The organism is Arthrobacter alpinus (genome assembly GCF_900105965.1).
GTDB classification, from domain to species: Bacteria; Actinomycetota; Actinomycetes; order Actinomycetales; family Micrococcaceae; genus Specibacter; species Specibacter alpinus.
Genome location: NZ_FNTV01000001.1, coordinates 1,575,762 through 1,588,738, shown reverse-complemented (window position 1 = coordinate 1,588,738; position 12,977 = coordinate 1,575,762). Strand labels below are relative to the sequence as shown.

Annotated in this window: 9 protein-coding genes; all 9 read left to right on the top strand. The window is 61.2% G+C overall.

The genetic code is table 11. The features are described 5' to 3' along the window. Positions 1 to 178: 178 nt before the first annotated feature. Complete coding sequence (locus BLV41_RS07485; protein WP_074713175.1) at positions 179 to 1,948, top strand: ABC transporter ATP-binding protein; 1,770 nt, start codon at positions 179 to 181, stop codon at positions 1,946 to 1,948. Continuing rightward, on the top strand, positions 1,945 to 3,885 hold the full coding sequence (locus BLV41_RS07480; protein ID WP_074711211.1) for an ABC transporter ATP-binding protein: 1,941 nt from the start codon (positions 1,945 to 1,947) through the stop codon (positions 3,883 to 3,885). Before BLV41_RS07485 ends, BLV41_RS07480 begins: the two co-directional genes overlap by 4 nt. Beyond that, the gene (locus tag BLV41_RS07475; protein ID WP_244516783.1) at positions 3,882 to 4,265 is read left to right on the top strand and encodes a GntR family transcriptional regulator; all 384 of its coding nucleotides are present in this window, start codon (positions 3,882 to 3,884) and stop codon (positions 4,263 to 4,265) included. The genes BLV41_RS07480 and BLV41_RS07475 overlap by 4 nt, the downstream gene beginning before the upstream one ends. Before the next feature lie 150 nt (positions 4,266 to 4,415). Next, entirely contained in the window at positions 4,416 to 7,304 is a 2,889-nt protein-coding gene (gene uvrA / locus BLV41_RS07470) for an excinuclease ABC subunit UvrA (protein ID WP_074711210.1), read from the top strand. A gap of 84 nt (positions 7,305 to 7,388) precedes the next feature. Further along, complete coding sequence (locus BLV41_RS07465) at positions 7,389 to 8,192, top strand: HAD hydrolase-like protein (RefSeq protein ID WP_244516781.1); 804 nt, start codon at positions 7,389 to 7,391, stop codon at positions 8,190 to 8,192. After that, positions 8,179 to 8,847 (top strand): lysophospholipid acyltransferase family protein, encoded by a 669-nt coding sequence (locus tag BLV41_RS07460; RefSeq protein WP_074711209.1) that lies wholly within the window; start codon positions 8,179 to 8,181, stop codon positions 8,845 to 8,847. The genes BLV41_RS07465 and BLV41_RS07460 overlap by 14 nt, the downstream gene beginning before the upstream one ends. Before the next feature lie 3 nt (positions 8,848 to 8,850). Continuing rightward, positions 8,851 to 10,839, top strand: coding sequence for an excinuclease ABC subunit UvrC (gene uvrC, locus BLV41_RS07455; protein WP_074711208.1), 1,989 nt, complete (start codon positions 8,851 to 8,853; stop codon positions 10,837 to 10,839). 177 nt (positions 10,840 to 11,016) lie between these two features. Then, entirely contained in the window at positions 11,017 to 11,958 is a 942-nt protein-coding gene (rapZ, locus tag BLV41_RS07450) for an RNase adapter RapZ (protein ID WP_044572110.1), read from the top strand. A 2-nt stretch (positions 11,959 to 11,960) separates the two neighbouring features. Continuing rightward, on the top strand, positions 11,961 to 12,965 hold the full coding sequence (locus BLV41_RS07445) for a gluconeogenesis factor YvcK family protein (RefSeq protein ID WP_074711207.1): 1,005 nt from the start codon (positions 11,961 to 11,963) through the stop codon (positions 12,963 to 12,965). Positions 12,966 to 12,977: the final 12 nt, after the last annotated feature.

Genomic DNA, 12,977 nt, shown 5'->3' with positions numbered 1-12,977 from the left:
GGTCAGTGGTCAGATAATGTCGCAATGCGCGGACATAACGGCATTATCTGACGGGTCAGGGGGAGCGGTGGGGTGGATGAGCAACCACGGCAAACTCCCAGCCTGACCACTGACAATTAGGGTCGCGCAGGAGTACGTTGATAGCTGGATGAACACGGGCCCGGCCCTAGGAGGATTTGTGCTGTTTCGCTTGATTGCCCGCAACCTCGCCCCGCACAAGGGGCCGCTGATTGCCATTGTTGTGCTGCAGTTCCTCTCGACTATCGCCACGTTGTACCTTCCAACACTCAACGCGGACATCATCGATGACGGTGTGGTGAAGGGTCGAATCGACGTCATCATGAACCTTGGCCTGTTGATGCTTCTGATCACGGCCGGGCAGGTTGTCTGCGCCATCGCGGCGACCTACCTCAGTGCGCGGTTGGCCATGGGTGTTGGCCGGGCCATTCGACGCGACCTGTTTGACAAGGTTGAGACGTTTTCATCCCAGGAAGTGGGCATCATCGGAGCGCCGTCACTGATCACGCGCACCACCAACGACGTCCAGCAGGTTCAAATGCTGACCCTGATGTCGTTCACCATGATGGTCATGGCGCCGATCATGTGCGTTGGCGGGATCGTTTTGGCGATGGCGCAGGATGTTCCCCTGTCCGGATTGTTGCTGGTGATCCTGCCGGTGCTGGTCATCGCCATCGGACTGATCGTCCGCGTTCTGGTCCCCACCTTCCGCAAAGTGCAGAGTCAGCTGGATGACATCAACGGAGTTCTTCGTGAACAAATCACCGGCATCAGCGTCATTCGGGCGTTCGGCCGCCGCGATTACGAGGCCGAGCGCTTCGCCACCGCCAACGGCGCCCTCACAGCCTCGCAACTGAGAACCGGCCGGCTCCTCTCGCTCATGTTCCCCACGATCTTCTTTGTGGTCAATGTGACCAGCGTGGGAGTGCTCTGGTTTGGCGGGCAGCGCATCGACGCCGGTCAAATGCAGATTGGCGCGCTCACAGCATTCCTGAGCTACATCATGCAAATCCTCATGTCCGTCATGATGGCCATGTTTATGTTCATGATGATTCCTCGCGCAGCCGTCAGTGCCGAACGCATCATGGAAGTACTGGACACCGAATCCAGCGTGATTGACGCGCCGAATGCCATTTCGGTGGCCAGGCTCGACGGCGTCCTTCGGGTGAGCGACGCCGCCTTCAGTTACCCCGGCGCGCAGGATCCGGTCCTTTCTGGTGTCAGTTTCTCTGCTGCGCCGGGAACCACGACGGCGATCATTGGCTCAACCGGCAGCGGCAAGTCAACGCTGGTGAACCTCATACCCAGATTGCTGGACTCCACCGCAGGGACGGTCGAGTTGGGTGGCCACGACATAAAGACCTTGACCCTATCCTCCTTGCGAGGTTCGATCGGTCTGGTGCCGCAAAGGGCCTATCTATTTGCCGGAACCGTAGCCAGCAATGTCCGCATGGGAAATCCGCAGGCCACAGACCAGCAAGTCTGGCAGGCCCTGGAGACGGCCCAGGCCGCTGATTTTGTGCGCGGAATGCCAGAGGGACTGGATGCGCCCATCGAACAGGGCGGCTCCAATGTCTCGGGTGGTCAGCGCCAACGCCTATGCATTGCCCGCGCCATCGCCGCAGGGCCGTCGGTTTACCTCTTCGATGACAGTTTCTCGGCGTTGGACTATGTAACGGACGCCAAACTGAGGGCAGCACTCAAGCCCGTGACACGGGACGCTGCCGTCCTCGTGGTTGCTCAACGGGTCGGCACCATCAAGGACGCGGACAATATTTTGGTGCTGGATGAAGGACGCCTGGTGGGGCAGGGCACCCATGAAACTTTGCTGGAAACGTGCCCCACCTATCAGGAGATCGTCACCTCACAGTTAAGCAGTGATGATTCTCAAGGAGAACCAGAACTCAACGGACAAGGGAGCCCGGCATGACCATGATGGGTGCGCGTGGTGGTCGCGGAGGGCCGCCGCAAAAAGCAGTGTCGTTCGGGCCCAGCCTCAAGCGGATCATACGGCTCATGGCGCCGGACAAGGTGCGCATTGTTGCCGTCATAGCCATGGCTGCGGTCTCGGTGGGCCTGTCAGTGGTGGCGCCGAAGATCCTTGGACATGCCACCGACATCATCTTCGATGGTGTTGTCGGCAAAATGTTGGAGCAGTTCCCGGCCGGCACCACGAAGGAGCAGGCCGTTGCTGCCCTGCGTGCCAGTGGCCAGGGTCAACTTGCCGACATGCTCGCGGCCATGAACGTGGTGCCCGGCCAGGGCTTGGATCTCACGGCACTGGGGGCCGTTCTTTTGACAGTCCTGGGTCTTTATCTGGTGGCGTTCTTCTTCAACTGGTCGCAAGGATTCATTACGGCCGGGATAGTTCAACGGTCCATGTTCCGGCTGCGCCGGGACATCGAGGAGAAGCTTGACCGCTTGCCCATGCAGCACTTTCAACAGGAGTCCCGCGGCGATGTGCTCTCGCGCGTGACGAATGACATTGACAACTTCTCCCAAACACTCAACCAAACGCTGACGCAGATCCTGATTTCCACCTTGACGGTGTGTGGTGTGTTGGGCATGATGTTTTCGATTTCCCCGCTGCTGGCCGGTATTTCCGTGTTGGCAGTTCCCCTGATTGCCGGCTTGACGTTCTTGGTCGCCAAGCGCTCACAGGTGCAGTTCGCTGCTCAGTGGAAGAGCACGGGGGATCTCAATGGCCACGTTGAGGAGATGTTCACGGGGCATGAAATTGTGAAGGCATTTGGCCAGCAGCAGGCGGCCATTGAAAAGTTCCGGGAAAACAATGACCGCCTGTACGAGTCCAGCGCCAAGGCGCAGTTCATCTCCGGCATCATCATGCCCGGGACCAACTTTGTCTCAAACCTCAACTATGTGGTGGTTGCCGTGTTGGGCGGCATTCAGGTGGCGCAGGGCGCGCTCACCATTGGTAGCGTTCAGGCCTTTATCCAGTATTCGAGGCAGTTCAGCCAGCCCATGGCCCAGTTGGCAGGCATGATCAACCTTTTGCAATCGGGTGTGGCCTCGGCCGAGCGTGTCTTTGACCTGCTGGATGCGCAGGAGCAAAGCCCCGATTACAGCCCTGCCGCGCAACTGGCGGAGCCCGCCGGCCGTGTGGTGTTTGACCATGTCAATTTTTCCTACACGCCGGGCGAGCCCCTGATCAAGGACTTGTCCCTTGTGGCGGAGCCGGGCGAGACGGTGGCGATAGTTGGCCCTACCGGTGCCGGCAAGACCACGCTGGTGAACCTCTTGATGCGGTTCTACGAGATCGATTCTGGCACCATCACAGTGGATGGCGTCAACACGGCGCACCTGACACGCGAGGATTTGCGGAGCCAATTTGGCATGGTCCTGCAGGATGCGTGGCTCTTTGGCGGAACCATCAGGGACAACCTGGCCTATGGCAGGCTTGGCGCCACCGAGGAAGAGATCATTCAGGCGGCAGAGGCCACCCACGTTGACCACTTTGTTCGGTCACTTCCCGATGGCTATGACACGGTGCTGACGGAGGACGGCGGCGGGCTCAGTCAGGGGCAACGCCAGCTCATGACGATTGCCAGGGCGTGGATCGCCAACCCCGGAATCTTGATCCTTGACGAGGCCACAAGCTCTGTGGATACCCGCACCGAGGTTATGATCCGCCAAGCCATGAACAAACTTCGTGCCAACCGGACCAGCTTCGTGATCGCCCACCGGCTCTCCACCATTCGTGATGCGGACCTGATCCTCGTCATGGACCAGGGCCGGATCATCGAGCAGGGCAGCCATGACGTGCTGTTGGCTCACAGGGGTTTCTATTACGATCTATACATGTCACAGTTTGGTGACCCATTGGTGGAAGAGGCGAGCACGGTATGAATGCCATGGATGTCATGATGCGCCGCTGGCGTCTCGATACAGAATCCAGTGTGCCGCCGTTTGAACAGATCCGGTTGCGAATCCTTGACCTGGCCTCGGCCGGGGACCTGGCCGTGGGAACCAAACTTCCCTCGGTGCGCTCCTTGGCCACGGACCTGGGTGTTGCGGCCAACACGGTTGCGCGAGCATATCGCGAACTTGAGCAGGCGGGTGTTGTTGTCACAGCCGGTCGCAGTGGCACGGCCATAGCGTCCGGTGGCGACGTGATTGCCGCTCAGGTGGCGAGTGCCGCAGAAGCGTTTGCCGCCGTCGTTCGAGACCTGGGGATGCCAGCGGCTCAGGCCCTGCGGATCGTGACGGCGGCATTGGACCGCAGCTAGGATCTGAGGCGCACGGTCAAGCATGCGTTCGAACGAACTTTCGATTACACTTACTAGTGTTTGCACTGCAAGAGTTTGCACTGCACGGCGCTCAAGCGGCCGTGCCCTTGCCACGCCGGCGTCGTGGCAGACAGCGATGTGAAGGAAACAATGGCCCAGTCTGTAACCCCCGAAATTGCCCTAAAGCGCCCGGATTTGTCCCGCCTTGTGGTCAAGGGAGCCCGTGAGCACAACCTGCGCAACGTGGATCTCGACTTGCCGCGCGATGCCATGATCGTTTTCACTGGCCTCTCCGGTTCGGGCAAGTCGTCGCTCGCGTTTGACACCATCTTTGCCGAAGGCCAGCGCCGCTATGTGGAATCGCTGTCCGCCTACGCGCGGCAGTTCCTTGGCCAGGTGGACAAGCCTGACGTTGACTTCATCGAGGGTCTGTCCCCGGCCGTTTCCATCGATCAGAAATCGACGTCGAAAAACCCGCGGTCCACGGTGGGCACCATCACCGAGATCTATGACTACATGCGTCTGCTCTGGGCGCGCGTTGGCACGGCGCACTGCCCTGTGTGCGGCGAGCCCATCGCGAAGCAGACCCCGCAGCAGATTGTGGACCAGCTCCTCGAGATGCCCGACGGCACCCGTTTCCAGATTCTGGCGCCGGTTGTGCGGGATCGCAAAGGCGAGTTCGTTGACTTGTTCAGGGAACTGACAGCAAAGGGTTACTCGCGTGCCAAGGTCGACGGCGAACAGGTGCAGTTGAGCGATCCGCCCAAGCTCAAGAAAACGTTCAAGCACACCATCGAGGTGGTGGTTGACCGGCTCGTGGTCAAGGAAGGCATTCAGCAGCGCCTCACAGATTCAGTGGAGACGGCCCTGGGTCTTGCCGAGGGTCGCGTTCTTGCCGAACTCGTTGACCTTGCCGAGGATGATGCCGGCCGCATCCGCTCCTTCTCCGAGAACCTGGCCTGCCCCAACGAACATCCGCTGGCCATCGATGAGATCGAGCCGCGTTCCTTCTCCTTCAACAACCCCTTTGGCGCCTGCAACGCCTGCAGCGGCATCGGCACGAAGCTGGAGGTTGACGAGGAACTGGTAGTTCCAAACCCCTTCCTCTCACTGCGTGAGGGTGCCATCGCGCCGTGGTCCCTGGGCACCGCCACCACGGAATACTGGAACCGGCTCCTTGAAGGGCTCTCAACGGAGCTGGACTTCAAAATGGAGACCCCGTGGAACAAGCTGGACACGGACACCCGGACCGCCATCCTGTACGGCAAGGACCACAAGGTCGTTGTCCAGTACAAGAACCGTTTTGGTCGTGAACGCAAGTACAGCACGGGTTTCGAAGGCGCCGTACAGTACATCCAGCGCAAGCACATCGAGACCGAATCCGATTCGGCCCGTGACCGCTACGAAGAATACATGCGGCAGATTCCGTGCCCGTCCTGTGGTGGTGCACGCCTGAATCCGGCATCTTTGTCCGTCCTGATCAACGGCAAGTCCATTGCCGAGGTCTGCGCCATGTCCATGCGCGACTGCTTCGAGTTCCTGTCCAACCTGGTGCTTACTGGCCGCGAGGCCCAGATCGCCAGCCAGGTGCTCAAGGAAATCCAGGCGCGCCTGCGCTTCCTGCTCGACGTTGGCCTTGAATATTTGAACCTCGAACGTGCGTCGGCAACACTGTCCGGAGGCGAGGCACAGCGCATCCGCCTTGCCACCCAGATCGGTTCAGGCCTTGTTGGCGTGCTGTACGTTCTCGATGAGCCGTCCATCGGCCTGCATCAGCGGGACAATCGCCGCCTCATTGAGACCCTGACGCGTCTGCGCGACCTCGGCAACACCTTGATTGTGGTGGAGCATGATGAGGACACCATCAAGGAAGCCGACTGGATCGTCGATATTGGCCCCGGTGCCGGTGAACACGGCGGCGAGGTGGTGCACTCCGGTTCCCTGGAAGAGTTGCTGGCCAACACTCGATCGCTGACAGGGGATTACCTGTCTGGACGCAAGAGCATTGCGCTGCCGGCCAAGCGCCGCAAATACGACAAAAAGCGTGAGCTCACGGTGGTTGGGGCACGCGAAAACAACCTCCTGAACATTGATGTGAAGTTCCCGCTCGGCGTCCTCACGGCCGTGACCGGTGTGAGCGGCTCCGGCAAGTCCACCCTGGTCAACGAGATCCTCTACAAGGTCCTGGCCAACAAGCTCAACGGTGCAAAGCAGGTGGCCGGACGGCACCTGCGCGTGGACGGGCTCGAACACCTCGACAAGGTGGTGCACGTGGACCAGAGCCCCATCGGCCGCACACCGCGCTCCAACCCTGCAACGTACACGGGCGTGTTCGACAACATCCGCAAGCTCTTTGCCGAGACAAATGAATCCAAGATGCGCGGCTACCAGCCGGGCCGCTTCTCCTTCAACGTCAAGGGCGGGCGCTGTGAAGCCTGCACCGGTGATGGCACGCTGAAGATTGAAATGAACTTCCTGCCGGACGTTTACGTCCCCTGCGAGGTGTGCCACGGTGCCCGGTACAACCGGGAAACGCTCGAGGTCCACTACAAGGGCAAGTCCATCGCCGATGTGCTCAACATGCCCATCGAGGAAGGCGCTGACTTCTTCGCCGCCTTCACCCCGATAGCCCGGCACCTGCGCACGCTGGTCGACGTCGGACTTGGTTACGTCAGGCTGGGGCAGGCCTCCACCACGCTCTCCGGCGGCGAGGCGCAACGCGTGAAGCTGGCAGCGGAACTGCAGAAGCGCTCGAACGGCCGGAGCATCTATGTCCTCGACGAGCCCACCACGGGCCTGCACTTTGAGGACATCCGCAAACTCCTGTTGGTACTGCAGGGGCTGGTGGACAAAGGCAACACGGTAATCGTGATTGAACATAACCTTGACGTCATCAAGAGCTCCGACTGGATCGTGGATCTGGGGCCTGACGGAGGCACCGGCGGTGGGCGGGTCATCGCAACCGGCACCCCCGAAAAGGTTGCCAAGAGCGATGAAAGCTACACGGCCACGTTCCTGCGCGAGGTCCTCGACGCCTGATCAGATCCGGCCCCACCCCCTGAATGCATGCCTCCCGTGGCATGGATGGGGGAGGGTGGGGCGTGACCATGAGAAACTATGGACGTGACTACTGTTTCCCCCACCCTCGCTCATGACGGCCTGCTTCGGGACGCCCCGGAGGCCGGCAGCCCCCGCAGCGCCGTTCTCTTTGACCTTGACGGAACCCTCGTTGACCCTGCAGGTGGCATTACAGGTGGTATTGCCCATGCCCTGAGCGCCATGGACCTGCCCGTGCCGGAGGCCGAGGTGCTTGCGGCCATGATCGGCCCGAAACTTGCCGATGCGCTGATCAGCCTTGTTGACGTACCCTCAGACAAGGTCGATGAGGTCATTGCCGTGTACCGGCAGTGGTACGCGGGCCAAGGCATGGCCATGTCGCAGCTTTACCCGGGCATCAAGACACTCTTGGCACAGCTGAGGGCCAGTGGCGTTGCCTTGGCAGTTGCCACACAAAAGCCCGAGCCGCTGGCTAAAAAGCTGTTGGCCCATCACGGGATCGATGAGTACTTCCACGTCATCCGCGGCTCCCACGCCGATGAAACCCTCAAGCCCGGCGACGCGGACTACCGCCCGGGCAAGGCGGAAATAATCGCTGCCGCCCTGCGCGACGTGTCGCTCCTATCCGCAGACGCCACCCAACTGCCCGCAGTGATGGTGGGGGACAGGCACCAGGACGTGGACGGAGCCCGCAGCAACGGCCTTGATTGCATCGGCGTTGCGTGGGGATTTGCCGCCGAAGGTGAGCTGGCGGCGGCAGGAGTTTCCGTCGTCGTGCATTCCACGGTGGAACTGGCAGCCGAACTGGCTGGTCTGGACGGTTCGGAGACCGCTCTGAACTCAGGAAAGGGAGTCCGTGGCGCTCTATGACCTGACCCGGGTATTGACCCGAGGAACCATCAGTACGCTATGCCGCCCCACGGTGGAAGGTCTTGAGAACGTCCCCGTCAACGGGCCATTCATTGTGGCGCCCAACCACCTGTCGTTCTTTGACTCGGTGATTGTGCAGGCGCTGACGCCACGGCCGGTTTCTTTCTTTGCCAAGGCCGAATACTTCACCGGCAAGGGCGTCAAAGGCAAGCTCATGAAGCAGTTCTTTGAATCCGTGCACTCCATTCCGGTGGAACGCGGCGAGCAGGCAGCCAGCGTGCAGGCGCTGAAGACGCTTCTGGAAATTCTGGGACGCAATGAAGGCGTGGGCATTTACCCCGAAGGTACCCGTTCCCGCGACGGCATCCTTTACCGTGGCAGGACGGGTGTGGGTTGGCTGGCACTGACCACGGGCGCACCCGTAGTACCGGTCGGCATGATCGGCACCGAAAAGTTGCAACCCGCCGGCAGCAAGGGGTTCAAACCAGCCAAGTTCACGCTGCGCTTCGGCAAGCCGCTGTACTTTGAGAAGACGGGGCCGGATCATTCCCTGCCGGCCCGTCGTCACGTCACGGACACCATCATGGATGCCATCGCCGAGCTGACCGGCCAGGAACGCAGCCCCAAGTACAACCAGAGCCCCAGCGTCGAGTGACCCGTGGCAGATCCAGCTTCCTATAGGCCCAAACCGGGCGAGATTCCCACTGACCCAGGTGTATACCGTTTCCGCGACGAACACGGGCGCATCATTTACGTGGGCAAGGCCAAAAACCTGCGGTCGCGCCTGAACTCGTATTTTGCGAACCCGGCCACGTTGCTGCCCAAGACCTACGCCATGGTTCATCATGCTGCGAGCGTGCAGTGGACCATTGTGGGCAGCGAATTGGAAGCGCTACAGCTGGAATTTACCTGGATCAAGGAATTCGAGCCGCGCTACAACCTGGCCTTCCGGGATGACAAAACCTATCCATACCTCGCAGTCTCCATGAGCGAGAAATACCCGCGAGTTCAGGTCATGCGGGGCGAGCGGCGCAAAGGCACCAAGTATTTTGGGCCCTACACGGCAGGGGCTATCCGTGAAACCATGGACACCCTGCTGCGGGTTTTCCCTGTCCGGAGTTGCAGCACCGGAGTCCTGCGACGCGCCGAGCGCAGTGGCCGGCCCTGTTTGCTGGGATACATCGACAAGTGCGCGGCCCCATGTGTGGGACGCGTCAGCCCCGAGGAACACAAAGCGCTGGCGCAGGATTTCTGCGATTTCATGGGCGGCGAGGCCAAGCGCTTCATCAGCACGCTGGAAAAGAAGATGGCGGAGGCGGCCGCGGAGATGGATTACGAGCAAGCCGCCCGGCTGCGCGATGACGTGATCGCCCTGCGCAAGGTTTTTGAGCGGAACGCTGTTGTTCTGACGGAAGACACGAACGCCGATATTTTCGCCGTCGAACAGGACGATCTCGAAGCGGCCGTTCAGGTTTTCCATGTCCGCGGCGGTAGAATCCGTGGCCAGCGTGGCTGGGTTGTGGAAAAGGTGGAAGACGCCTCCGACGCCGAGCTCTGGGAACATCTCATGCAGCAGGTTTACGGGGCCGAGGAATCCCAGCAAGACGCCATTCCGCGCCAAATCCTGGTCCCGGAGCTGCCCAGCAACCACGAGGACCTGGCCCAATGGTTGGGCGACTTACGTCACGGCAAGGTTTCCATCAAGGTCCCCCAGCGTGGCGAGAAGGCTGCCCTCATGGACACCGTACAGGCCAATGCCCGCCAGTCCATGATGCTGCACAAGTCACGGCGTGCAGGGGATTTGACCACCCGATCGTTGGCGTTGCAGGAGTTGCAAGAAGCGTTGGAACTGCCCATGCCCCTGCTGCGCATTGAGTGCTACGACATCTCACATGTGCAGGGGACCAACGTGGTTGCCTCCATGGTGGTGGTTGAAGACGGCCTCGCCAAGAAGAGCGAGTACCGCAAGTTCGCCATCACGGGGGAGGCCGCGATTGACGATACCGCCTCCATGTATGACGTCATCACGCGCCGATTCCGCAACTATCTCAGTGAAAAAGAAGAGCGTTCACGGGCTGTCCAAGCCTCCGGCAGCATTGATCTTGCTGGTCCAGGGCAGGATTCGCCCGAGGCCCCCAAGTCCAAGTTCGCCTACCCGCCCAACCTTGTTGTGGTCGACGGCGGCGTACCCCAGGTCAACGCCGCATCCAAGGCCCTCGCCGATCTCGGCATCGAGGACGTCGCCGTGGTGGGCCTGGCCAAACGCCTTGAAGAGGTTTGGGTGCCGGGCAGTGATTTCCCTGTCATCTTGCCACGGTCCTCTGAGGGCTTGTACCTTCTCCAGCGCATTCGTGACGAGGCCCACCGCTTTGCCATCACCTTCCATCGAGCCAAACGAGGCAAGGCCATGACGGCCTCGGTGTTGGATCAGGTTCCCGGACTAGGCGCGGCCAAACAAAAGTCGTTGCTGGCTCATTTTGGCTCGCTCAAGAAGGTGCGCGCAGCAACACTCGAGGAGTTGTCCGGCGCCAAGGGCGTCGGCCAGGTGCTCGCCCAGGCCATCCACGACGTCGTTCATGGAGACGACGCGGCCGGGGCCGAAGCTGCTCCAGCCGTCAACATGACCACGGGCGAGATTCTCGAGTAGCTGCGGCGCCCTCCCCATCGCTTCGCTCGCGCGGGGCCCCGCGGGTGGGCCCACTCGCTCGAGGGACCCGCCGCGAGGAACAAGCGGTGGGAGAGTGTGGGGACTAGGCTTGCACATAGACGTGGTGGGGACGATGGTTGCCCCCGTGTCCTAGCCACCAAGTGACAGGGAAGAGCAATGACTGAACAGCAAGACACCTCCGCAAACGACGTTGAACCGACTGCGGTTGAGGGAGACCTCACCCCGATCAAGCCCGTAGAGCCAGAACTGCTCGTCGTCACCGGCATGTCCGGTGCCGGTCGCAGCACCGCTGCGAACGCGCTCGAAGATCACGGCTGGTATGTCATTGAGAACTTGCCACCGCAGATGCTGGGCACCTTGGCCGAGCTCGTCTCACGCATGCCTGCCGCCCTGCCCAAACTGGCCGTGGTGGTCGACGTTCGCGGCAAGGCCCTCTTTGCCGACATCCGTGAATCCCTCAACGCACTCTCGGCAGCTGGCGTGAAATACCGGGTTCTCTTCCTCGATTCCAACGACGACACCCTGGTCCGTCGCTTCGAACAGGGCAGGCGCCCCCACCCCCTCCAGAAGGACGGGCGGATCCTCGATGGCATCGGCGCCGAACGCTTGCTGCTGGCGGAAATGAAGGATCAGGCCGAGATGGTCCTGGACACCTCTGACCTCAACGTTCACCAGCTAGGCACCGCCGTCACGGAACTGTTCTCCGAATCCGGCCCCGTGGTTCTTAGCCTGACCATCATGAGCTTCGGATTCAAATACGGCCTACCCGTGGACGCCAACTACGTTGCCGATGTCCGCTTCATCCCCAACCCCCACTGGATCCCGCAGCTGCGCCCCCTCACGGGACAGGATGAAGCCGTTAGCAACTTCGTGCTCAACGACAACGGTGCCGCAGACTTCGTGGACCGCTATGTCCACGCGCTCGAACCCGTGTTTGAAGGCTACCGCCGGGAGAACAAGCACTACGCCACGATCGCCGTTGGCTGCACGGGAGGAAAACACCGTTCCGTCGCCGTGGCAATTGAGCTCGCCAGGCGCTTGAGCCAGCTGCCGCGCGTCACTACCAGCATTCGTCACCGCGACCTCGGCCGGGAGTAGGCGTGTACACAGGAATTCTGCCGATCATTCCTTCGGCCACGAAGCTCTCCAGCCCGGAGGCCGGAGTGAAGGTTGCTGCGCTGGGCGGGGGACACGGCCTCTACGCGTCCTTGTCGGCATTGCGGCTGGTCACAGGCCAGGTCACCGCCGTCGTCACTGTCGCGGACGACGGCGGTTCCTCCGGCAGGCTTCGCCAAGAACTCGATGTACTGCCCCCCGGTGATCTCCGCATGGCCCTCTCGGCGCTCTGTGACGATACCGACTGGGGCAGGACCTGGCGTGACGTCATGCAACACCGCTTTTCCTCACGCAATGGCGATCCCGGTTCACTCGACAACCACGCCATGGGCAACCTCCTGATCGTGACGCTGTGGGAACTCCTCGGCGACACGGTGGCCGGATTGCGCTGGGCCGGTGCGCTGCTTGGCGCCCGCGGCGAGGTGCTTCCCATGGCCAGCGTTCCCCTGACCATCGAGGCCCGGGTCAACCGCAACGGCGTGCCGGGCGAATTGATTCAGGGCCAGTCAGTGCTCGCCAAGGCCGGTCAGCTCCAGGACGTCCGGCTGTTGCCCGAGGACGCACCCGCCTGCAAGGAAGCCGTTGCAGCCATCCACAACGCTGACTGGGTGGTCCTGGGGCCAGGCTCCTGGTACACCTCGGTCCTGCCCCACCTGTTGCTGCCGGAAATGCGAAGGGCGCTGTGCACCACGAAGGCCAAGCGACTCCTCACCATGAACTTGGACGTCAACGATCTTGAAGCCACCGGGATGAACGCCGCAGATCATCTCCACGTGATAGCCCGCTACGCACCGGATTTCACGATTGACGTAGTTATGGCGGATCCTGAGTCGGTAGGCGATGTTGTGGAATTCACAGAAGCAGCCGCGATGATTGGTGCCGAGGTTGTTTTCGGTAAGGTTGGAAGTTCCGGCGCAAAAGCTGTGCACGACCCACTGCGGTTGGCAGCGGTGTACCGGGATATTTTTGGGGACCAAAAAGTTACGTGAAAGTGAAGGCTG